The 21,742-nt window shown below is 71.3% G+C and carries 24 protein-coding genes; 12 read left to right on the forward strand and 12 right to left on the reverse strand.

What is annotated here, in order from left to right; all coding sequences use genetic code 11:
• Window positions 1-22: 22 nt before the first annotated feature.
• On the reverse strand, window positions 23-619 hold the full coding sequence (gene ctaE / locus J2S42_RS12980) for an aa3-type cytochrome oxidase subunit III (RefSeq protein WP_307238916.1): 597 nt from the start codon (window positions 617-619) through the stop codon (window positions 23-25).
• 176 nt (window positions 620-795) lie between these two features.
• Here ctaE and J2S42_RS12985 point away from each other — a divergent pair, with 176 nt between their 5' ends.
• From J2S42_RS12985 to J2S42_RS13000, 4 genes are all read left to right on the forward strand, one after another.
• A complete protein-coding gene (locus tag J2S42_RS12985) occupies window positions 796-1,737 on the forward strand; it encodes a cytochrome c oxidase assembly protein (RefSeq protein WP_307238918.1) in 942 nt (313 codons plus the stop codon).
• Between the two features lie 99 nt (window positions 1,738-1,836).
• A complete protein-coding gene (locus J2S42_RS12990) occupies window positions 1,837-2,268 on the forward strand; it encodes a hypothetical protein (RefSeq protein WP_307238920.1) in 432 nt (143 codons plus the stop codon).
• Window positions 2,269-2,309: 41 nt separating this feature from the next.
• A complete protein-coding gene (gene trpD, locus J2S42_RS12995) occupies window positions 2,310-3,368 on the forward strand; it encodes an anthranilate phosphoribosyltransferase (RefSeq protein ID WP_307248731.1) in 1,059 nt (352 codons plus the stop codon).
• 171 nt (window positions 3,369-3,539) lie between these two features.
• The gene (locus J2S42_RS13000; RefSeq protein WP_307238922.1) at window positions 3,540-3,743 is read left to right on the forward strand and encodes a hypothetical protein; all 204 of its coding nucleotides are present in this window, start codon (window positions 3,540-3,542) and stop codon (window positions 3,741-3,743) included.
• A 58-nt stretch (window positions 3,744-3,801) separates the two neighbouring features.
• Here the strand turns inward: J2S42_RS13000 and J2S42_RS13005 are convergent, their stop codons facing one another.
• Together J2S42_RS13005 and ctaC are read right to left on the reverse strand one after the other, a co-directional pair.
• A complete protein-coding gene (locus J2S42_RS13005; protein ID WP_307238924.1) occupies window positions 3,802-4,233 on the reverse strand; it encodes a cytochrome c oxidase subunit 4 in 432 nt (143 codons plus the stop codon).
• Between the two features lie 9 nt (window positions 4,234-4,242).
• Complete coding sequence (ctaC, locus tag J2S42_RS13010) at window positions 4,243-5,220, reverse strand: aa3-type cytochrome oxidase subunit II (RefSeq protein ID WP_370879388.1); 978 nt, start codon at window positions 5,218-5,220, stop codon at window positions 4,243-4,245.
• Window positions 5,221-5,434: 214 nt separating this feature from the next.
• On the opposite strand from ctaC, the gene J2S42_RS13015 reads away from it, so the two are divergent.
• The gene (locus tag J2S42_RS13015) at window positions 5,435-6,586 is read left to right on the forward strand and encodes a cysteine desulfurase family protein (RefSeq protein WP_307238928.1); all 1,152 of its coding nucleotides are present in this window, start codon (window positions 5,435-5,437) and stop codon (window positions 6,584-6,586) included.
• Between the two features lie 43 nt (window positions 6,587-6,629).
• Here the strand turns inward: J2S42_RS13015 and J2S42_RS13020 are convergent, their stop codons facing one another.
• Window positions 6,630-7,856, reverse strand: coding sequence for an outer membrane protein assembly factor BamB family protein (locus J2S42_RS13020; protein WP_307238930.1), 1,227 nt, complete (start codon window positions 7,854-7,856; stop codon window positions 6,630-6,632).
• Between the two features lie 123 nt (window positions 7,857-7,979).
• On the opposite strand from J2S42_RS13020, the gene J2S42_RS13025 reads away from it, so the two are divergent.
• Together J2S42_RS13025 and J2S42_RS13030 are read left to right on the forward strand one after the other, a co-directional pair.
• Complete coding sequence (locus tag J2S42_RS13025) at window positions 7,980-8,558, forward strand: winged helix-turn-helix domain-containing protein (protein ID WP_307238932.1); 579 nt, start codon at window positions 7,980-7,982, stop codon at window positions 8,556-8,558.
• A complete protein-coding gene (locus J2S42_RS13030) occupies window positions 8,555-9,880 on the forward strand; it encodes an MFS transporter (protein ID WP_307238934.1) in 1,326 nt (441 codons plus the stop codon). The genes J2S42_RS13025 and J2S42_RS13030 overlap by 4 nt, the downstream gene beginning before the upstream one ends.
• 186 nt (window positions 9,881-10,066) lie before the next feature.
• Here the strand turns inward: J2S42_RS13030 and J2S42_RS13035 are convergent, their stop codons facing one another.
• The 4 genes from J2S42_RS13035 to J2S42_RS13050 all read right to left on the reverse strand — a co-directional run bounded on the left by J2S42_RS13035 (window position 10,067) and on the right by J2S42_RS13050 (window position 13,481).
• On the reverse strand, window positions 10,067-10,561 hold the full coding sequence (locus J2S42_RS13035) for a P-loop nucleotide/nucleoside kinase family protein (protein WP_307238936.1): 495 nt from the start codon (window positions 10,559-10,561) through the stop codon (window positions 10,067-10,069).
• Window positions 10,558-11,535: a carbohydrate kinase family protein gene (locus tag J2S42_RS13040; protein ID WP_307238938.1), complete on the reverse strand. Its 978-nt coding sequence runs from the start codon at window positions 11,533-11,535 to the stop codon at window positions 10,558-10,560. Before J2S42_RS13040 ends, J2S42_RS13035 begins: the two co-directional genes overlap by 4 nt.
• Window positions 11,536-11,706: 171 nt before the next feature.
• Entirely contained in the window at window positions 11,707-12,024 is a 318-nt protein-coding gene (locus J2S42_RS13045; protein WP_307248733.1) for a HesB/IscA family protein, read from the reverse strand.
• A gap of 287 nt (window positions 12,025-12,311) precedes the next feature.
• Window positions 12,312-13,481, reverse strand: coding sequence for a glycerate kinase family protein (locus J2S42_RS13050; protein ID WP_307238940.1), 1,170 nt, complete (start codon window positions 13,479-13,481; stop codon window positions 12,312-12,314).
• A gap of 43 nt (window positions 13,482-13,524) precedes the next feature.
• Between J2S42_RS13050 and nadA the strand changes: the two genes are divergently transcribed.
• The 3 genes from nadA to J2S42_RS13065 all read left to right on the forward strand — a co-directional run bounded on the left by nadA (window position 13,525) and on the right by J2S42_RS13065 (window position 16,982).
• Window positions 13,525-14,694: a quinolinate synthase NadA gene (nadA, locus tag J2S42_RS13055; protein ID WP_307238942.1), complete on the forward strand. Its 1,170-nt coding sequence runs from the start codon at window positions 13,525-13,527 to the stop codon at window positions 14,692-14,694.
• A gap of 202 nt (window positions 14,695-14,896) precedes the next feature.
• A complete protein-coding gene (gene murA, locus J2S42_RS13060; protein WP_307238944.1) occupies window positions 14,897-16,252 on the forward strand; it encodes a UDP-N-acetylglucosamine 1-carboxyvinyltransferase in 1,356 nt (451 codons plus the stop codon).
• A 118-nt stretch (window positions 16,253-16,370) separates the two neighbouring features.
• Complete coding sequence (locus tag J2S42_RS13065; protein ID WP_307238946.1) at window positions 16,371-16,982, forward strand: DUF3043 domain-containing protein; 612 nt, start codon at window positions 16,371-16,373, stop codon at window positions 16,980-16,982.
• Here J2S42_RS13065 and J2S42_RS13070 read toward each other — a convergent pair whose 3' ends face one another.
• Entirely contained in the window at window positions 16,983-17,543 is a 561-nt protein-coding gene (locus J2S42_RS13070) for a helix-turn-helix domain-containing protein (RefSeq protein ID WP_307238948.1), read from the reverse strand.
• Between the two features lie 53 nt (window positions 17,544-17,596).
• Between J2S42_RS13070 and J2S42_RS13075 the strand changes: the two genes are divergently transcribed.
• Both J2S42_RS13075 and J2S42_RS13080 read left to right on the forward strand, forming a co-directional pair.
• Entirely contained in the window at window positions 17,597-18,445 is an 849-nt protein-coding gene (locus J2S42_RS13075; protein WP_307238950.1) for an AzlC family ABC transporter permease, read from the forward strand.
• Window positions 18,439-18,747: an AzlD domain-containing protein gene (locus J2S42_RS13080; RefSeq protein WP_307238951.1), complete on the forward strand. Its 309-nt coding sequence runs from the start codon at window positions 18,439-18,441 to the stop codon at window positions 18,745-18,747. Before J2S42_RS13075 ends, J2S42_RS13080 begins: the two co-directional genes overlap by 7 nt.
• A gap of 243 nt (window positions 18,748-18,990) precedes the next feature.
• Here J2S42_RS13080 and J2S42_RS13085 read toward each other — a convergent pair whose 3' ends face one another.
• From J2S42_RS13085 to J2S42_RS13095, 3 genes are read right to left on the reverse strand one after another with little or no spacing between them, the layout of a single operon-like run.
• Window positions 18,991-19,947: an ABC transporter ATP-binding protein gene (locus J2S42_RS13085; protein ID WP_307238953.1), complete on the reverse strand. Its 957-nt coding sequence runs from the start codon at window positions 19,945-19,947 to the stop codon at window positions 18,991-18,993.
• A complete protein-coding gene (locus tag J2S42_RS13090; RefSeq protein ID WP_307238955.1) occupies window positions 19,944-20,744 on the reverse strand; it encodes an ABC transporter permease in 801 nt (266 codons plus the stop codon). Before J2S42_RS13090 ends, J2S42_RS13085 begins: the two co-directional genes overlap by 4 nt.
• Window positions 20,737-21,462, reverse strand: coding sequence for an ABC transporter permease (locus tag J2S42_RS13095; protein WP_307238957.1), 726 nt, complete (start codon window positions 21,460-21,462; stop codon window positions 20,737-20,739). The genes J2S42_RS13090 and J2S42_RS13095 overlap by 8 nt, the downstream gene beginning before the upstream one ends.
• Between the last annotated feature and the right edge of the window lie 280 nt (window positions 21,463-21,742).

Here is a 21,742-nt window from a genome sequence, read left to right on the forward strand (position 1 = left end):
CCCGGAATGTGACGCTGGAGATCTACTGGATCCAGTAGATCATCCCGAACAGGGCGATCCACACGACGTCGACGAAGTGCCAGTAGTAGGACACGACGATCGCGGCGGTGGCCTGCGCGGGGGTGAAGCGGCCCATGGTGGTGCGGATCATGAAGATGATGAACGCGATCAGACCGCCGGTGACGTGCAGGCCGTGGAAGCCCGTGGTCAGGTAGAACATCGAGCCGTACCCGTCAGCGTTGATCTTGATGCCGTGGCCGACGAGCGTGATGTACTCGTTCACCTGGCCGAGCACGAAGACCAGGCCCATCACAAAGGTAATGGTGAACCAGCGCCGCAGCGAGTGCACGTCGCCCCGCTCCGCCGCGAACACGCCCATCTGGCACGTGATCGACGACAGGACCAGGATCACGGTGAACGTCGTCGCGTACGGGATGTTCAGCTCCGCGGTGTGGTGTTCCCACTGCTCGGGCGCCGCGGCCCGGATGGAGAAGTACATCGCGAAGAGGGCCGCGAAGAACATCAGTTCGCTGGAGAGCCACACGATCGTGCCGACGCTGACCATGTTGGGTCGGGTCAGCGAATGGATCCGGCTCTTGTCAATGGCTGCCGCAGTCACGCCGTCATTATTGCCCTATACGTGGGGCGAAGAACGCCGGGGTGGCAATCTTGGGGCGTGTCGACCAGTTCCCCGGGCCGGAGGACGCTGCTCAGAGCGCTGGGCATAGCCTCGATGACGTGCCTGGAGTCGATCGGAATCCCCTCGCCACCTCGGCTTCCCCGATAGCATCGGGTGTGGAGCCGCTGACCGGGAGCAAGTTCTTCACCGAGGCCAGCGTGGACAGCTGGCTCGCCGCGGGCCTGGTCGTGGGCGCGGCGCTCTACCTCTACGGCGTGTACCGGCTGCGCCTGCGCGGCGACCACTGGCCGGCGCTGCGTACGTTCTGCTTCCTCGTGCTCGGCTTCGGCTCGGTCGCGGTGGTGACGCTGAGCGGCCTGCACGCGTACGACACCTCGGTCATCTCGGTCCACATGATTCAGCACATGGTGCTGTCGATGGTGGCGCCGATCTTCCTGGCGCTGGGCGCGCCGGTCACGCTGGCGCTGCGGGTGCTGCCCAAGCGGCCCAAGGCCACGCTGCTGTCCGTGCTGCACAGCCGGTTCGCGAGGGTGGTGACGCACCCGCTCTACGCGTACGCGATCTTCGTGATCAACCCGTTCGTCCTGTACTTCACCGGGCTCTACCGGGTCAGCCTGGAGAACTCGTTCGTCCACGAGCTGGTCCACCTGCACTTCCTGGCGACCGGCTGCCTTTTCTTCTGGCCGCTGCTGGGGCTGGACCCGCTGCCGAACCGCTGGCCGTACCCGGGACGCGCGCTGCTGATGCTGCTCTCCGTGCCGTTCCACACCGTGCTCGGGCTGACGATCATGCAGAGCACCACGCTGCTGGGCGGCGACTGGTACCCGAACCGGGGCCTGACCTGGATCGATCCGTACACGGACCAGAAGACGGCCGGCGGCATCCTGTGGGCCGGCGGCGAGATCGTCAGCGTCACCATGCTCGGCGTGCTGATCCTGCAGTGGATCCGCCAGCAGGAGCGTGAGGCCCGCCGAGTGGACCGGCAGCTCGACCGCGAGGAGGCCGCGGCGGCCCGGGCCGGCCAAGATCAAGATCAGGAACCGGCCGAGGGTACGGGCGAGATCAGGCGTGCCGGGGCATCCCCTTCCGGCGGCTGACGAGTAGCATCCGCACGACGGCTGCGACGCACCTCACAGGCGCCGCCGCCGCAGTGCACCTGCACCCGGACCATGGCACGGAGCGGAGCGGAGCGGATCATGAGTAGTGGCGAGAGCAACCCGCAGGCGGGCACCTACACGGTGCTGCTCTACAGCGACGACCAGAAGGTGCGCGACCACATGCGCCTCGCGATCGGCACCCGCCCCGCGCCCGGCCTGACCGTCGAGTTCGCGGACGCGGCCAGCTGGGAGGAGTGCCGCCGGCTGGTCGACGACTACGAGATCAGCCTGATGGTGCTGGACGGCGAGGCCAGCCCGGCCGGTGGTCTCGGCATCGCCCGGCAGGTCAAGGACGAGTACAAGACTCCCCCGCCGGTGATCGTCGTGATCGCCCGCGCGGCGGACCGATGGCTGGCCGCGTTCGCCGAGGTGGACGCCACCCTGGTGCACCCGCTCGACCCGGTGGAGACCGGCCGGGCCGTGGCGGCGATGCTCCGCTCCGGCAAGGCGCCGCAGGTCACCAGCGCGTAAGAACCGACATAACCCCCTAGATGACCCTCGGGAGGCCCACGATGGGCGAACGGACCTGGCCGAATCTGCTCTCCGCACTGCTGCGAGCCGACGAGCTGTCCACCGAGGACACCTGGTGGGCGATGAACGAGATCGTCACGGGGAACGCGACGCCCGCGCAGGTGGCCGGCTTCGCCGTGGCGCTGCGGGCCAAGGGTGAGACGCCGGCCGAGCTGTCCGGCCTGGTCGACGCGATGCTGGCGAACGCGGTGCCGGTGACGCTGCCGGAGGAGATCAGGACCGGCGCGGTGGATATCGTCGGCACCGGCGGCGACCGCGCGCACACGGTGAACATCTCGACGATGGCCGCGGTCGTGGTGGCCGCGGCCGGTGTGCCGGTGGTCAAGCACGGCAACCGGGCCGCCTCCTCCTCGTGCGGCGCGGCCGACCTGCTGGAACACCTCGGCATCCCGCTCGACCTGGGGCCGGCCGGCGTGGCCCGGACCGTGCGCGAGGCCGGCATCGGCTTCTGCTTCGCGGCCCGGTTCCACCCCGGTTTCCGGTTCGTCGGCCCGCCGCGGCGTGAGCTGGGCGTGCCGACCGCGTTCAACTTCCTCGGCCCGCTGACCAACCCGGCGCGGCCGACCGCGGGCGCGGTGGGCTGCTTCGACACCCGGATGGCGCCGGTGATGGCCGGGGTGTTCGCCGCACGCGGCGACTCGGTGCTGGTCATGCGCGGCGAGGACGGGCTGGACGAGTTCAGCACCGCCGCGCCGACCCGGGTCTGGGTCGCGGCCGGCGGCACCGTCACCGAGCAGGTCATCGACGCGGTGGAGCTGGGCCTGCCCCGCTCCGGCCCGGGCGACCTGCGCGGCGGCGACGTGGCGTTCAACGGTGCGGCCGCGCGGCGCTTCTTCGCCGGTGAGACCGGCCCGGTCAGGGACGCCGTGCTGCTCAACGCGGCCGCGGGCCTGGCCGCCCGCACCGTGGGGGCCGGTGACGTGCGGGAGGCGCTCAGCGAGGGCCTGAAGCGGGCCGCCGAGGCCGTCGACTCCGGCGCCACCGAGTCCTTGCTGGCCAAGTGGGTCGACGCCGCCACCACTGCCAAGGCCGCCGAATAAACCTCACAGAATCAAAATCACACGGGGGTACGGCGTGAGATACGTCGTACCCCCGCCTTTTTGTCCGTTTTGTTGTGACACGCCGGGCGGATGTCCCACTCTTTCGTGACCGGCAGTGGCACTTTGGAATCACATTCGGGTAATTCCCCACCCTTCCCCGAGGAGGTACCCGTGGAGGACCGTGAGATGCACTGCGTCATCTGCCAGCGAGAGATGACGTTCGAGGTCCCGCCGTGCGAGGACGATCACGAGGACTGCCCCGAGCTGGTCTGCACCGGCTGCGGGGCCGCCATCGTGCTCCAGCCGATCACCATGCGGGTCTGGCGGCGGACACCCGGCAACCGGGTCGCGCCCATGCAGCGCCGCGCTGCCTGAGTCAGGAGACAGCGAAGCGCCGCACCCCGGCGGGGTGCGGCGCTCGCTCGTGCGAAACCTAGAACTCGACCGGCCGGCGGGTACCGGAGTAGTACTCGAACAGCAGGCCGCACGCGGAGAAGATCACCGCGATCAGGCCGATGCCGATCAGCCACCACATGAAGAAGACCAGGCCCAGCGCGGTCAGCGCGCAGGAGAGCGCCAGGCCGAACGGCCAGTAGCTGCCCGGGCTGAAGAAGCCGACCTCGCCCGCGCCCTCGGCGATCTCCGCGTCCGCCCGGTCCTCCGGGCGCGGGTCGATGCGCCGCGAGACGAACCAGAAGAAGCCGGCGCACATCGAGCAGAGCAGGCCGGAGAGGATCAGCGCGACCGTGCCGACCCACTCCAGCTGGCCCGCGTCCGAGTCGCCCTGGGTCCAGAACCCGTAGAGCGCGGCCGCGAAGAAGAGGAAGAGGGCGACACCGCCGAACATCCGATATTCAGCCTTCATGGCTTACCCCTACCTTCCTTCGCCCTCGGCCTGCGAGCCGTTGAAGTTGTTGTTGTCGCGCTTGGTCTCGAACGGGAACGTCGTGATCGCGAACCGGTCGTCCCCGGTGAAGCCGATCGTGGCCATCGCCTCGGGCGTCGACTGACCGGCCTGCTTCGCGGCCAGGAACTGCTGGTAGCGCTCGGGCGAGACGGAGACCAGCTCGAAGTTCATCATCGAGTGGTACGTGCCGCACAGCTCGGCGCACCGGCCGACGTACCGGCCCTCGGTGTCGATCGTGACCTCGAAGACGTTGCGCGCGCTGCCCGGGAGCACGTCGCGCTTGAACAGCAGCTCCGGCACCCAGAACGAGTGGATCACGTCGCGGCTGGTCTCCTCGAACCGGATCTTCTGCCCGGTCGGCAGGACCAGCAGCGGGATCTCGTCGGTCGAGCCGATCGTGGAGGCGAGCACCTCGGCGTCCTCACCCGGCTCGGCCAGGTAGTTGAACTGCCAGTTCCACTTGAACGCGACGACCTCGACGGTGACGTCCGGGTCCTTGGAGAGCCGGTCCACATCGGTCTGCACGATGGCGGTGTAGTAGAAGAGCACGCACACCACGAGCACCGGCGTGACCGTGTAGAGCACCTCCATCGGCATGTTGAACCGCGTCTGCGGAGGCAGCTCCTCGCCACGCTTCCGGTAACGAATGACGCACCAGAAGATCAGGCCCCACACGAAGACGCCGACCACCAGGGCCGCGACCACGGAACCGATCCACAGGTCGTACATCCGCTCGCTCTGGGGCGTGATCCCGCCCTGCGGCCAGCCGAAGCCGCCGAAGGCCGCACCGACGTCACAGCCGCTCAGCAGGGCGACCAGCAACACGCCGCCGAAGCCGAGTCCGGCGATCCGCCGGTTGCGGGAGCCGTTGTCCCGTCCCGTGTCCGAGGCGCGCACGCCCGAACCCTTTGCGACCACTGCTCCTGCCTCTCCTTCGCGGTACATGTTGCTCATTCGCGCACCATGCCTCACCGCCGTGTGATACAACCGGCCGCGTCGGTCTGTTAGGCCCCGTGGCCGGTCCCGCATGTCAGGTGCCACCGTTGAGGCCGCACCATCGACCGCAGATTACTCGACCTGGCCTCGGTGCAAGCCCCAGGGGTCCGCGTGTCCGGCGCTTTGTGATCACGGCGAACATCTGGACGATACCGTTTGGCACGTGTCCTCAACCGCGCAACCCGGACCTTCGACGGCATACCTCGACGCCGCCTCCGCGGTTCCCCTGCATCCGGTCGCCAAACAGGCGATGATGGCCGCGCTCGCCGACGGCTGGGCCGACCCCGGCAAGCTCTACAGCCAGTCCCGCAAGGCCCGGCAGCTGGTGGAGGCCGCGCGCGCCACCGTCGCGGAGTGCCTCTCGGTCCGCCGCGAGGAACTCTTCTTCACCTCCAGCGGTACGACCGCGGCGCACGCGGCCGTGCTGGGCGGCCTGGCCGGGCGGCGCCGGGCCGGGCAGACCTTTGTGCACTCCGCGATCGAGCACTCCGCGGTGCTGCACGCCGCGACGTCCGCGGGCGCGCCCACGTCGAGCGTCGGCGTCTCGATGACCGGCCGGCTGGACCTGGCCGCCTGGGAGGCCGCGGTGCGCGCACCGGGCGTGGCGCTGGCCGCGCTGATCAGCGCCTCGCACGAGGCCGGGACCGTGCAGCCGGTCTCCGCGGCCGCGGAGATCTGCGCGGAGTCGGGCGTGCCGCTCTACGTGGACGCGGCGCAGTCGATCGGGCGGATGGGCGTGCCGCCGGGCTGGTCGCTGCTGTCCGGCAGCGCGCGCAAGTGGGGCGGGCCGTCCGGCGTGGGCGTGCTGGCGATCCGGAAGAGCATGCGCTGGGTGTCGCCCTATCCGGAGGACGAGCGGGCCTATGCCCGTACCCCCGGCGCCATTGATCTTCCGGCCATCGTCGGTGCCGCGGCCGCGCTGCGCGCGGTGACCACGGACGCGACCGCGGAGGCGAAGCGGCAGTCCGCGCTGGTCGACCGGATCCGGACCGAGGTGCCGCGGCTGGTGCCGGACGTGGAGGTGGTCGGCGACCCGGTCGAGCGGCTGCCCCACCTGGTCACGTTCTCCTGTCTCTACGTGGACGGTGAGGCGCTGCTGCACGCGCTGGACCGGCGCGGCTTCGCGGTCTCGTCCGGCTCGTCGTGCACCTCGTCCACGCTGCGGCCGAGCCACGTCCTGGAGGCGATGGGCGTGCTGTCGCACGGCAACGTGCGGGTGTCGCTGCACCGCGACACCACCGCGGCGGACGTGGACCGCTTCCTGGCCGAGTTGCCCGGCATCATCGCCGGCCTGCGCGCGGAGACCGGCCTATGACCGCCGGCGACCGGGTCTCCGGTCACCGGCGGTGCGGGCGGGCTCAGCGGAACGCGGCGACCGTGTCGCTGCCGCGGAGCAGGAAGACGCGGCCGACGCCGAGCGCGACCGCGCCGGCGCTGAACTCGCCGAGCGGCAGCCGGCGCAGCTCACGGCCGTCGCCGGCGCGCAGCCCGAGCAGGTACGTGACCGGCATGTCGGTGTTGCTCTGCAGCCAGACGACGCCGTTGCCGACCGTGATCGGGCCGTACGGGTGCGCCCCCGGCGCGGTCCACAGCCGCCGGCCGGTCCGCGCGTCGAACGCCGCGACGCGGTGGTCGTCCGGCACCGTCAGGTCGTCGACGCCCGCGTAGACCCGGCCGTCCACCGCGGTCAGATGGTGGTGACGGTGGGTCTTCGGCGCGCACCAGAGCCGCTTGCCGTCCCGGGTCCGGTAGGCGCAGAACCGCTCACCCGCCACGTGCACCGCCCGCGCGTCCGCGGCCAGGTCGCCGCCGTCCCGGACCGGCTTCTGCCAGACCCGCCGGCCGGCCGGCGTGAGCACGGTGACCAGCGACGGTGAGTCGTCGACGAAGGACGGCGCCTCCTGCCCGGGCGGGACGACGTCGTCGCCGTAGAGGTCGTCGTCGTCCTGCCGGGTGCGGATCGCGATCCGGTTCCCGGCCACGGCCGAGGCCGGGCTGCCGCCGGCGATCTCGCTGGTCCAGGCCGGGCGGCCGGTACCGGCCCGGAACGCGTGCAGCACGGTCCGCTCGCACACGTCACCCTCGTGGTGACCGCACCGGAACTCGGCCGCGGCCAGCACCAGGCCGCCGGTCGCCAGCACCCAGGAGGCGCGCTGGTCTCCGGGGAGCGCCGCGGTCCACCGTGGCCGGCCGTCCGGGCGGTAGGCGCGCACCGTACCGTCGCCCGGCGTGATCGTGAAGACCGAGTCGCCGTCGGTCACCGGTGTGGCGATGTCGAAGCCGGGCACGGCCCGGCCCGCGAACGGCAGCCGCCGGCCGGTGCCGGTGTCCCGGCGGACCAGGCCGACCCGGTCCGCGCCGCCGACCCGCGTCTCCGCGTGGTAGACCGCGCCGGCGAAGTAGAGCGCGTCGCCGGTGACGGTGCCGGCCGGCACGGTCCAGGCGGGCACGAGCCGCGCGGCCTGGGCCACGGTCGGGCCGTCCGTGTCGCTGACCGGCGGCGGCAGCGGCGGCGGCACCGGGTCGACCGGCACGGCGGCCGCGGGACCGGCGGGCAGCACCACGAGCGCGGCTGCGAGCACCATCTTTCGCATTGAGAGCCTTTCGTCGGATTTGCGGCCTCAGTATCCGCCCCTTCGGCCGCCGAATCCGGCCTTCTCGTACACAGAAATTGTGCATAGGTCTTGTGCACATTTACTGTGCAAGGCATGACCGAAGCTTCCTGGACCGGCGTCCGGATCGACGCGCGGCAGCTGAAGGTGCTGGCTCACCCGCTGCGCGCCCGGCTGCTCGCGGCGCTGCGCGTGGACGGCGCCGCGACCGCGACCCGGCTCGCCGAGCGGCTCGGCACGAACACCGGCGCCACCAGCTACCACCTGCGGCAACTCGCCGGGGCCGGGCTGGTGTTCGAGGAGGACCGGCCCGGCTCCGGCAAGCAGCGCTGGTGGCGGGCCGCGCAGGACCGGCACAGCATCATCGCCGGCGACTTCCGGCCGGACGACGCGGACGCACAGGCCGCGCTGGAGTGGCTGGGCGAGTTCTACCGCACCGAGCACGCCCGGTGGACCGCGCGCTGGCGGGCCGAGGAGAAGCAGTGGCCGGCCGCCTGGCGGGACGCGGTCACCACCAACGACTACCTGCTCGAGCTGACGCCGGATCAGGTCCGCGCACTGAACCGTGAGGTCGACGACCTGATGGCGCGATACCGGTCGCTGCCGGCCGAGGCGGGCGCGGAGACCGTGGTCGTCCTCTACGAGAACCACCCGATGCCGCGGGACCGGCGATGACGGTCACCACGCGCTACCTCGTCCTCGGCGCCCTGCGCTGGCTGCCGGCCGGGCTGATGATCCCGGTGACCGTGCTGCTGGCGCAGCAGCGCGGGCTGTCGCTCGCCCAGATCGGCATGGTCACGGCCGTGCAGGGGTTCGTCGTACTGGGGCTGGAACTGCCCACCGGCGGCCTGGCCGACACGGCCGGCCGCCGCCCGGTGCTGCTGGCCGCCGCCGTGCTCCACCTGGCCTCGCTGCTGCTGCTCGTGGGCGCGACCTCATTCTGGATGTTCGCGCTGGTCTTCGCGCTCCAAGGGGTGTTCCGCGCGCTGGACAGCGGCCCGCTCGACTCCTGGTACGTGGACGCCGCGCTGGCCGCGGACCCGGACGCACGCTACGAGGCCGGGCTGAGCCGGTCCGGCGTGGTGGCCGGCTGCGCGATCGGCGGCGGCGCGCTGCTGGCCGGTGGGCTGGTCGCGCTGGACCCGTTCCCGGCGGTGAGCGCGCTCACCGCGCCGCTGGTCACGGCCGCGGCGCTGCAGGCGGTGACCGTGCTCGCCATCGCGGTACTGCTCCGCGAGCCCCGGACGCCCACGGCGCACCGGCCGCGCCTCGCCGCCACGCTCCGCGGCGTACCCGCCGTGATCGCGGACGCGGCCCGCCTGCTGCGCCGTTCCCGCGTGCTGGCCGCGCTGGTCGCGGTCGAACTGTTCTGGGCGTTCGGGATGATGACCTTCGAACTTCTCTTCCCGGTACGGCTGGCCGAGCTGATCGGCTCCCCGGACACGGCCGGCACGATCATGGGGCCGGTGGGCTCGGTCGCCTGGCTCGCGTCCGCGGCCGGGGCCGCGTTGGTGCCGATGCTGGTCCGGCGGCTCGGCCCGGCCCGGTCCGGCGTGACGCTGCAACTCGGGCAGGCGCTCGCGGTGGTGGCGATGGGGCTGTTCGCCGGGCCGGCCGGGGCGGTCATGGCCTTCCTGGTCTGCTACGCGCTGCACGGTGCGGTGAATCCGGTCTACAAGGGCCTGCTGCACCGGCAGTCACACGCCGGCAACCGGACCACGGTGGCGTCGCTCGCGTCGATGGCGGCGCAGCCGGCGGGCGCGGCCGGCAGCATCGTGCTGACCTCGATCGCGGACGCGGCCGGTGTGCGGACCGCGATCCTGGTCGGCGCGATCCCGCTGGCGGTGGCGGCGTTCTTCTACCTGGCGGCCCGCCGTACTCCCCCGGCCACCGCACCGGGTCACTCGGACGAGCCGGCGGGCACCTCCGGCGGGCCGGCGGACACGTCGAGCGAGCCGGAGCGGGCGGTGGGAACGCCGGCGGCAGCCATGCCGTGACAAGCGGAGATGTCGGGCACGGAGTGTCCGGTCAGCGGCCGACCCGCGGCAACGGCTGATTTCGGGGACGGACGGGCCCGGGGGAACGGCCAACCCGCGGGCACGGCCGCCCACACGGAGACGGCCGGTTCCGGAGACGGCCGAGCGCACGAGGCCGGATTCGGCCACGCCTGCTCCGGTCGGCGGTCAGGGGCTCAGGTAGTCGAGCAGCGACTGGAGCGGGTCGCCCGGGACCGTGGTGTCGACCACCACGCGGCGGCCGACGTAGGGCTGGTACTCCGCGCGGCGCTCCAGCACCCGGACCCAGTCGACGTCCGCGTACGCCGGGTCGGCGGTGCGGCGGGCCTCGATCCGGCGGCGGTGTTCCGCCTCGTCCGCGCACCAGACCTCGATCACGCGCAGCGGGACCTTGGCGCGGTCCGCCAGGTCGAGCCACAGCTCGCGGGACTCGGCGACCGGGTTGACCGCGTCCACGATCACCGACAGGCCGAGGTCCAGCTGCAGCTCGGCCAGACCGGCCACGGCCCGGTAGGCCTGCGGGCCGGTGGAGCCGTAGGCGCGCTCGATCGGATCGACCGGAAGGACCGGGGCCGGCAGCGCGGCGCCCACCCGGCGGGCGAGCGTGCTCTTGCCGACCCCCGGCAGCCCGGCGAAGACGATCAGCACCGGGCCGGTGCTCACGGGATCAGGTGCGGGCGCACGTCCTCGGCCGCCGCGTCGCCGTAGGCCTCGCCGAGCGCCTTGACGAACTGGTCGGGACGGATCTCGTACTCCTGGGTGCCGACGGTCTCCAGCACGTACGTCGCGACCAGCGAGCCGATCTGCGCGGACCGCTCCAGGCCGAGACCCCAGGTGAGGCCCGCGAAGAAGCCGGACCGGAACGCGTCGCCGCCGCCGGTCGGGTCGTACGCCGCGACCTCACGGGCGACCGGCACGTGGATCGGCTCGATGTCGCGGCCGGTGATCCGGGCGCCGTCCTTGCCGAGCGTGGTGACCTGGATCGCGACCCGGTCCAGCACCTGCGCCTCGGTCAGCCCGGTCTTGCTCTCCAGCAGCGACTTCTCGTACTCGTTGGTGAACAGGAACTCGGCGCCGTCGATCAGTTTCAGCACGTCGGCACCCTCGACCCGGGCGAGCTGCTGCGACGGGTCCGCGGCGAACCGGATGCCGCGCTCCCGGCACTCCTCGGAGTGACGGACCATGGCGGCCGGGTCGTTCGCGCCGACCAGCACCAGGTCGATGCCGTCGTGGCGCTCCGCGACCGGGGCCAGCTCGATGTTGCGGGCCTCGGCCATCGCGCCCGCGTAGAACGACGCGATCTGGTTCATCTCGGTGTCGGTGGTGCAGACGAAGCGCGCGGTGTGCGCGACCTCGCTGATGTAGACGGAGCCGCAGTCGACGCCGTGCCGCTCCAGCCACGAGCGGTAGTCGGCGAAATCCGCACCGACCGCGCCGACCAGGATCGGGCGCAGGCCCAGCTGGCCCATGCCGAACGCGATGTTGGCGGCCACACCACCGCGGCGCACCACGAGGTCGTCCACCAGGAACGACAGCGACACCTTGTGCAGCTGGTCGGCCAGGAGCTGGTCGGCGAACCGTCCCGGGAAGTGCATCAGATGGTCGGTGGCGATCGAGCCGGTAACGGCGATCTTCATGTCGGCCCTCAGGTGGTCGGCGGCATAAGCGCGAACAGCCTACCGGCAGTCCGGCGGCTGGAAGCTCTCCCGTCAGGTCGGCTTCACCTGACGGTAACGCCGCACCCCCCGGCGCACAAAAACACAGCAGCGGGGGTACGCCGTGCGTACCCCCGCTGCTGTGCAGATCTCTCAGTGGAAGCTGTCGCCGCAGGCGCAGGAACCGCCCGCGTTCGGGTTGTCGATGGTGAAGCCCTGGGCGTCGATGCGGTCGGCGAAGTCGATGGTCGCGCCGGTCAGGTACGGCGCGCTCATCCGGTCGACCACGACCTCGACGCCGCCGAAGTCGTCGACGATGTCACCGTCGAGCGAGCGCTCGTCGAAGAAGAGCTGGTAGCGGAGGCCGGAGCAGCCGCCGGGCTGCACCGCCACGCGCAGCCGCAGGTCGTCACGGCCCTCCTGCTCAAGCAGGTTCTTCACCTTCACGGCAGCCACGTCCGTCAGGAGAATCGTGGTCGCGGCCTTGGCCGGCGCCGACTCGGTGCCGGACTCGTAGCCCTCGTCGACGAAATCGGTGGCGCCCTGCGCTGAAGTCGCGGCCTTGGCCGGCGCCGACTCGGTATCGGACTCGTAGCCCTCGTCGATCAGATCGGTGGCGCCCTGCGCTGAAGTGGTCACTTGGAAGTCTCCCTGCGCTGTGCGGATTTTATTCCGACTGTGGCCAACGCATGTCCGCTGACCGTGCATTCCCACCCAGTCTAAAACTTCTCCCGGTCAGCGGCCGTGCGCCGTTGGTCTCACCGGCTGTACTGCCCGGCCAGCCGCCCGGCGAGCGCGGCCAGCCCGTCCGCCGGCCGGGCCATCGCCGCCTGCTCGTCGCCGTCGAAGAAGTCCACCAGCGAGTACGTCTCGGTGACCCCGGCCGCCGCCGCCTCCCGGCGCCCGGTGCTGACCCGGCCGGCCAGCACCACACACGGCAGGCCGCGGTCGCGGGCACCGGCGGCGACGCCCGCGACCACCTTGCCGCGCAGCGACTGGTGGTCGAACGAGCCCTCGCCGGTGACCACCAGTTCGGCCGCGTCCAGCGCCTCGGGCAGGCCGGTGAGGCGCGTCACCAGCCCGATGCCGGACTCGCAGTGGCCGCCGAGCGCGAGGATCGCGGCGCCGATCCCGCCGGCCGCGCCCGCACCGGGCAACGCGGCCAGGCCCGGCGGCGCGGTGGGCAGGCCCTGGAGCAGCGTGCCGAACCGTTCCAGCGCGCGGTCGAGCAGGAACACGTCCTCGCGGTCGGCGCCCTTCTGCGGGCCGTAGACCGCGGACGCGCCGTGCAGGCCGGTGAGCGGGTTGTCGACGTCGGTGGCCGCGATCAGCTCGGCACCTCGGATCCGGGGCGTGCCGGTGAGGCCCTCGGCCGCGGTGAGCGCGGCGCCGCCGTACGGGAGCGCGTAGCCGGCCGCGTCCAGCGGGGCGGCGTCCAGCGCGGCCAGCATGCCGGCGCCGGCGTCGTTGACGGCGGAGCCGCCGAGGCCGATCACCACGCGGGTGGCGCCGTGCTCGATCGCGGCGAGGATCAACAGGCCGAGACCGTACGAGGTGGTGCGCTTCGGATCACGGTCGGACGGGGCGAGGAGGTGCAGGCCGCACGCGTGCGCGCTCTCCACGTACCCGGTGGAGCCTTTGACGTGGATTGTGGCTTTTGCCGGGCGGCCGAGTGGATCGACCGTGTCGACAATCACGTCGCGGCCGTTCAGGGCGGACGCGAGCACGTCGACGAACCCGGGGCCTCCGTCCGACAGCGGCCGCTCGACCAGGTCGTCCGCCGGGTTCGTGGCCCGCCAGCCGGACGCGATGGCCCGGGCGGCCGGCACCGCGTCGATGCTCCCGGCAAACTTATCCGGACAAATCAGGATTCGCACCGCTGTGTACCTCCCACTATTCCCCTGTCCGGACCATTCTCGGGGATGCATGGATCACATCTGCGGGCCGGTCTCACTGTGAGACAATCTTGCTGTGACATCGACCTGGGTAGAGCCGTCCAACACCGCAACCGCCCTGCTTCTGCTGGGCAGGGGCACCGACCCGGCCTCCGAGGCCGGCGTCGACTGTCCCGGAGATCTTCCGTCGCCGAGCGACCCGGACCTGGTCGCCCGCGCGATGGCCGCCAAGCTCGCGCTGGGCGATCGCGTCTTCGTCCTCGGGCACCACTACCAGCGGGACGAGGTGATCCAGTTCGCCGACGTGACCGGCGACTCGTTCAAGCTCGCCCGCGAGGCCGCGGCCCGGCCGGACGCGGAGTTCATCGTGTTCTGCGGCGTGCACTTCATGGCCGAGAGCGCGGACATCCTCACCACCGACGCGCAGAAGGTCATCCTGCCGGACCTCGCGGCCGGCTGCTCGATGGCGGACATGGCCGTGCTGTCGCAGGTCGAGACCGCGTGGGAGCTGTTCGAGGACCTGGGCATCGCCGGTGACGTGGTACCGGTCACGTACATGAACTCGTCCGCCGACATCAAGGGCTTCGTCGGGCGCAACAAGGGCGTGGTGTGCACCTCGTCCAACGCCAAGCGCGCGCTGGACTGGGCGTTCGAGCAGGGCTCCAAGGTGTTCTTCCTGCCCGACCAGCACCTCGGCCGGAACACGGCGGTGCTGGAGATGGGCTACTCGCTGGACGACTGCGTGCTCTACGACCCGCACAAGCCGCACGGCGGGCTCACCCCGGAGCAGTTGCGGGACGCCAAGATGATCCTCTGGCGCGGGCACTGCTCGGTGCACGGGCGGTTCACGCTGTCCTGTGTGGAGGAGGTTCGCGAGCGGGTTCCCGGGGTAAACGTGCTCGTGCACCCGGAATGCCGGCACGAGGTGGTGACGGCGGCCGACTACGTGGGCTCGACGGAGTACATCATCAAGACCGTCGAGGCCGCTCCGGCCGGGTCCGCGTGGGCGATCGGCACCGAGCTGAACCTCGTGCGCCGGCTCGCGAACGCGCACCCGGACAAGCAGATCATGTTCCTCGACCGTACTGTGTGTTACTGCTCGACTATGAATCGCATCGATCTGCCGCATCTGGTCTGGGCTCTGGAAGAACTTGTCGCCGGCCGGACACCGAACCAGATTACGGTCGATCCGGACACTTCGGCATATGCACGATCCGCGCTCGATCAGATGCTTGCGCTGCCATAACAGGCTTCCGAGGCATCCGTAAGATCCCCGACAGAACCACCGCCGCTCCTCCCGGTTTCGCGCCAGGACGAGCGGTGTGTGGGTTCTTGTCTTGGTAACCGAGCGCTATGCTTCCCCGGCGACAAGCGCCAGCCCCCCGCTCGTTGATTCGCACGAACGAGAACCGGCGCCCATCCCCCTTACGCAAGCGCTGGAGGTTGCGTTGACCGACGACGTGCTGGCCGTACACGGTGGTACACCGCTGAACGGCCGGGTCCGGGTCCGCGGCGCCAAGAACCTCGTCTCCAAGGCGATGGTGGCGTCCCTGCTCGGCGACAGCCCGAGCACGCTCTACGACGTCCCCGCCATCCGCGACGTGGAGGTCGTCACCGGCCTGCTGGAACTGCACGGCGTCCGGGTCAGCCGGGGCGAGTCCGACGGCGAGCTCATCTTCGACCCGTCGAACGTCGAGTCCGCCTCGACCGACGAGATCAACGTGCACGCCGGGTCCAGCCGGATCCCGATCCTGTTCTGCGGCCCGCTGCTCCACCGGCTGGGCCACGCGTTCATCCCCGACCTGGGCGGCTGCCACATCGGCCCGCGCCCGATCGACTTCCACATCCAGGCGCTGCGCCAGTTCGGCGCGATCGTGGACAAGGCGCCCGAGGGCATGCACCTCACCGCGCCGAACGGGCTGCACGGCACGAAGTTCGAGCTGCCGTACCCGAGCGTCGGCGCCACCGAGCAGGTGCTGCTCACCGCGGTGCTGGCCGAGGGCGTCACCGAGCTGCGCAACGCCGCGGTCGAGCCGGAGATCATGGACCTCATCTGCGTGCTGCAGAAGATGGGCGCGATCATCACGGTGCACACCGACCGGGTCATCGAGATCAAGGGCGTGAAGCGGCTCGGCGGCTACTCGCACCGGCCGATCCCGGACCGGATCGAGGCGGCGTCCTGGGCCGCGGCCGCGCTGGCCACCCGCGGCGACATCACGGTGCTCGGCGCGCAGCAGGCCGACATGGGCACGTTCCTGAACGTGTTCCGGTCGATCGGCGGCCAGTTCGAGGTCACCGACACACTCCCGCCGAACGAGACCCGGCCTGGTCGCGAGGGCGGCATCCGGTTCTGGCACCCCGGCACCGAGCTGACCGCGGTCGCGCTGGAGACGGACGTGCACCCGGGCTTCGCCACCGACTGGCAGCAGCCGCTGGTGGTCGCGCTCACCCAGGCGCGCGGCATCTCGATCGTCCACGAGACCGTGTACGAGCAGCGGCTCGGCTACACGGAGGCGCTCAACAGCATGGGTGCGACGATCCAGACGTACCGCGACTGCCTCGGCGGTACGCCGTGCCGCTTCGGCCGGCGTAACTTCCACCACTCCGCGGTCATCGCCGGCCCGTCCAAGCTGCACGCGGCCGACCTGGTCATCCCGGACCTGCGGGCCGGGTTCAGCCACCTGATCGCGGCGCTGGCGGCCGAGGGCACCTCCCGGGTGTACGGCGTGAACCTGATCAAGCGCGGTTACGAGAACTTCGAGACGAAGCTGGCCGAGCTCGGCGCGAACGTCGAGCGCGTCTGATCTCCCGATCGTCCTGCGAGGCCGGAACCTTAACGGTTCCGGCCTCGTTCTTTCGGGTGAGTGTCTTGCGGACGGTGGCCGGTTTCGTCGCGTGTCGTCGTTTGGCTACCCTTGCCACGTGCCGCTGTTTCGTCGTAAGTCCGCCGATCTCGTCGAGGACCAGGTCTCCGAGGTCGAGACGCCCGAGGGCGTGACCACCGCCACCCGGGGTCACACCCCGAGCAAGCGTGAGCTGGGTGTCACCACGCCGAAGCGGCCGAGCACCCAGCGGCGGCCCGGTGGCGCCGCGGTGGTCAGCAAGACGCCGCTGACCAAGCAGGAGGCGAAGGAGCAGCGCCGGCTGGCGCGGCAGCGCGAGTCCGAGCGGTTCCGCCGCGAGGGCGGCCCGCGTGACCGCGGCCCGGAGCGTCAGCTGGTCCGCAACATCATCGACTCCCGGCGTACCGTCGGGTCGTTCTTCCTGGGCGGCGCGTTCGTGGTGCTGATCGGCGCCAGCGTGCCGGACACCCGGGTGCAGGCGATCGCGAACATCCTGTGGCTGGCGCTCGCGCTCGCCGTGATCGTGGACAGCTTCCTGATCAGCCGCCGAATCAGGAAGCTGGTCCAGGAGCGCTTCCCGAAGACGTCGGAGCGGATGGGCTCGCTGTACTTCTACGGCATCTCCCGCTCGCTCAGCTTCCGCCGCATGCGGGTGCCGACGCCCGCGATCGGGGTCGGCGACAAGTTCTGATCATGGGTGCTCCATGATCAGAACAGCCCAGCTGCCGGGCTCCAGCCCCTCGTAGACGTGCGGTGCGTCGCCCGGGTAGGACACGTAGTCGCCCGGGTGCAGCTCCACCGGCTCGTCCGCCGGGCCGATCCGGACCCGGCCGGCCGCCACGATCGCGTGCTCCACCGTGCCGGGCAGGTGCGGTTCCGCCCGCCGGACCGCGCCCGGCTCGGACTCGATGATGTAGACGTCCCGCCGTGCGCGGCCGTCACCGGCCGTGAGCAGCGACCCGGAGTAGAACGCCTGCTCGCTCGTGACGCGCGGGTTCTCCCCCGCCCTAATCACCCGCACCTTCGGCGCCGGCGGCTCGATCAGCCTGCTCAGCGGCACGTCCAGCGCGTTGCCCAGCGACCAGAGCGTCTCCACGCTGGGGTTCCCGCTGCCCGCCTCCAGCTGCGAGAGCGTGGACTTGGCCACGCCGGCGCGGCGGGCCAGCTCGGCCAGGGACAGGCCGGCGCGCTCCCGCTCCCGCTTGAGGGCGGCGGCGATAACGGCGATCGGCGGCTCAGGCGTTCGTTTCATCGGACCCTTCGTTCGATTTGACATACCCGGCGGTACGTTCGATATTCCATGACGTGCGTTCATTAAATCGAACGATCCTGCGGGACGCGTTCGCGATCGCGGTGGCGACCGGTGCCGTCGCGATCTCGTTCGGCGCGATCGCCGCCGGAAGCGGCCTCCCGCCCTGGTCGGTGGTGGTCATGTCGGTCTTCATCTTCGCGGGCGGCGCCCAATTCATGGCGGTAGGGCTGCTCGCCGCCGGAAACCCGCTGGCCGCGCTCCTCGGCGGCCTGCTGATCAACGCCCGCCACCTGCCGTTCGGCCTGGTGGTGTCGGACGCGATCGGCACCCGGTGGTGGCAACGGCTGCTCGGCAGCCACCTGGTGATCGACGAGTCGGTGGCGTTCGCGCTCGCCCGCACCGACCCGCGGGAACGCCGCGAGGCGTTCTGGGCCACCGGCGCGATGCTCTTCGTCTGCTGGAACCTCGGCACGGTGGCCGGCATCGCACTCGGCACCGCGGTCGGTGACCCGGCCGTGCTGGGCCTGGACGCGGCGTTCCCGGCCGGCCTGATCGCGCTGATCCTGCCGTCGCTGACCGACCGCGCAACCCGCGAGGTCACGCTGACCGGCGCCGCCCTGGCCGTCCTCACCACCCCGTTCCTCCCGGCCGGCCTCCCGGTCCTGCTGTCCCTCGCCGGCCTCCTGACCCTGCTCCTCCCCCGCCGCCGGACCCCATCGCCCGGCATCGCCACCGGGGCCACCGGAGACAGCGCGTCGAACATCACCGGCCCCGGCACCACGGACACCGCCGCCGGCAGAGCCGGTGGCGTGGGAAGAGCAGGGGCGGCGCACGCGGGCGACGCCGGCGAGCGGCCGGAGAACGGCCGTCGCTCCGGCCGGACCGAGGAGGCGACATGCTGATCGCGGTGATCGTGGGGCTGGCCATGGGGACCTACGGTTTCCGGGTCGCCGGTGTGGTGCTGCGCGACCGGCTGGAGATGCCGGCAAGCGTCCGCCGGCTCCTGCCGCTTGCCGCGGCGGCGCTGCTCGGCTCGCTCGCAGCCACGGCCGCGCTGACCGAGGGCGGCGCGCTGACCGGCGTGGCACGGCCGGTCGGCGTCCTGGCCGGTGTGCTGCTGGCCTGGCGCCGAGCGCCGTTCATCCTGGTGGTGGTCGCCGCCGCGGCAACCACCGCCCTCCTCCGCCTGCTCGGTGTTCCCTGAGTCCGGGCGGAGCGCGCCGGCTACGCCGGAGTCGGCCGGCCTCGGCGGGCCGGCAACGCCCGCAGCTCGCGCCGCCGCCTCACGGCGACATCTCGGCGCGAAGAGGGCGGCAGGGGTTGTGGTGGCCGGGACCGGCTCCGTCGCGACGGGCGAACGGAGCGCTAGCGGAGTTGAGCCCGGCGGCGCGGTTGGCCCGCGGGAGCACGCCCGGAGTGACCACGCCGGAAGCGGGAATATCCGCCTTTATCGGTTCTTGTAGAGCCTGGCGATCACGTCCTCGATCTCGGGTTCGAGGACGGAGATGTCGCGGATCGCGGCGGTGCGGGCGATCTGGATGACGAGTTCGCCCGCGGTGGCGGTGGTGAGGCGGTAGGTGAGGCGGCGGCCGTCGAGGTCGGTGGCGTCCAGGTCGGCGCCGGTGACGGTGAGCGGTGTGGCCGAGGGTTCGTCGAGGTCGACGACGACGCGGCGGCGGGAGTCGAAGCGGGCGTGCAGCGCGTCGAGGGTGCCGTCGTGGACGACGTGGCCGTGGTCGATGACGACGAGGCGGCGGCAGAGGCGCTCGATGTCGGCGAGGTCGTGCGTGGTGAGCATGACGGTGGTGTCGCCGCGGGCGCCCAGTTCGGTGAGGAACGCACGGACCGCCTGCTTGCTGACCACGTCCAGGCCGATCGTGGGCTCGTCCAGGAACAGGACCTCGGGGCCGTGCAGCAGCGCGGCGGTGAGCTCGCCGCGCATGCGCTGACCGAGCGAGAGCTGGCGGACCGGCGTGTCCACGAACTCGTCGAGCTCCAGCATGGCGCGGCAGCGGGTCAGGCGGGCGCCGTGGTCGGCGGGCGGGACCCGGTAGATGTGCCGGAGCAGGTCGAACGACTCGCGCAGCGGCAGGTCCCACCAGAGCTGGGAACGCTGGCCGAAGACCACGCCGATCCGCAGCGCGAGCCGGATGCGCTGCTTGACCGGGACCAGGCCGCAGACGGTGACCGTACCGCCGGACGGCATCAGTACACCGGTCATCATCTTGAGCGTGGTGGACTTGCCGGCGCCGTTCGGGCCGATGTAACCGACCATCTCGCCGCGCGCCACGGTGAGGTCGACGCCGTCGACCGCGGCGGTCTCCCGGCGCTCTCGGCGGAACCGGCCCTTCTTGACCGAGACCGTGAAGGTCTTGCTGAGATCGCGGGCCTCGATGACGTTCATGATCCGGTGCTCCGGTAGTGGCGGATGCCGGTGCGCCAGATCAGGCCGGCGACGAGCGCGGCCGGGACGCACACGAGCGGGGCGGCCCAGCCGGCCCAGGCGGGCAGGCCGAGCGGGTCGGCGCGGCCGAGCAGGGCCAGCGCCGGCTGGTAGGCGACGAAACCGAAGCCGAGACCGTACGCGAAGAGATGCCGGAACGCGCCGTCGAAGACCGTGATCGGGTACGTGGTGAAGTCGCGCCCGCCGTAGGTGAACGCGTTGCCGATCTCGCCGGACTCGATCCACCAGAACGCCACGGACGCGGTCCCGATGAAGATCGACGCGAAGAACGCGGTGCCGCCGATCAGCGTGGCGGCGACCAGCGCGGCCCGGCCCGGGGTCCAGTCGATGCCGGCCCGGGCCAGCGCGACGGTCAGCACCAGCACGGCGAGCAGGACCCGGGAGAGCTTGCGCAGCGGTACGTCCATGGCGAGCAGCTGGCCGAGCGGCCCGAGCGGCCGGATCAGCACGGTGTCCAGCAGGCCGGTCCGGACGTAGACGCGGATCCGCTCGATGTAGCCGACCAGCATGTCCGCCAGCGTGAACGCGACCTGGGCCAGACCGACCATGACCATCGTCTCGCCGAGCCGGAAGCCACCGATCGCGGTGGTCACGCCGTAGAGCACGAAGACGGTGAGCACGTCCAGCGCGGTGGCGCCGATGTTGCTGACCAGGTCGATCGCGAACGACACCCGGTAGCTGAGCTGGGACCGGGCCTGGGCGCGGAGCAGATGCCCGTACGCGCGGAGCTCACCCACCCTGGATCACCAGCCGCCGTTCGGCGCGGGTCTGCACGTACCGGCAGAGCAGCAGCATGATCACCGTCCAGGCCGCCTGGACGCCGACGATGCCGAGCTGGACCGGCGTGGCGTCCCGCTCGATCAGCACGTCCAGCGGCGCCTGGAACAGGCTGGGCAGCGGCGTGAGCAGCCAGAGCGCCAGCAGCGCGGGCTCGGGCAGGAAACGCAGCGGGAAGTAGAGGCCGGAGATCACGCCGGAGCCGAGCGTCCACAGCATGATCGGGCCGCGGACGTCGAGCAGCCAATAGCCGGTCGCGTTGATCAGGAAGCGGCAGCAGAACGTGATGACGATCGCAAAAAGGACGGAGAGGACGAACAGCGGCCCGGTGTGCCAGCGGACCGGGAGATAGGGCTCAAAGAAGATCAAACCGGTGAGTACGGGAGGAACGCACCTGGTCAGCACCGCGTGCCAGGCACGGCCGAGGTCGGTGGCGAGCATGCTGGTGACCGGGTGGACAGGGCGCAGCAGGTCGGCGACGACCTCGCCGGTGCGGATCCGGTCGGCCAGCTCGGGCGGGCCCCAGAGCAGCACCACGGCGAGCAGACCCTGGGCCACCCAGACGTACGTGACCAGCTGTTCCGGGGTGTAACCGGCCACCGCCGCACCGCCGGCGACGGCCAGGAAGAGGTAGCAGCGGAGGAAGCCGAAAACCGTGTTGGTGAACGCCCCGGCCACGGTCGCCTGGCGGTAGGTGGAGTACCGACGGAAACCTGAAACCGCTATAACCCAGAATGTCGTGATTTGTCCGACGAGTTTTTGTTGCGGCATGGTGTGCACGGTGGCGTCGAACAAGGCCACGCCGTTACCCTCCTTTCCGCGGACTCTGCTGCGCCGAGCCGGGTGACTTTACCCGGGGACCACGGCTGCCCAGCGATAGATTTCCCATGAGGTGAGCCGGCGTGACCATGCGACGCCCGTCAGCGTTTCCGCTGGCACGCGTCACAGTCCGCCGCCG

It is taken from the genome of Catenuloplanes indicus (assembly GCF_030813715.1).
GTDB lineage: Bacteria > Actinomycetota > Actinomycetes > Mycobacteriales > Micromonosporaceae > Catenuloplanes > Catenuloplanes indicus.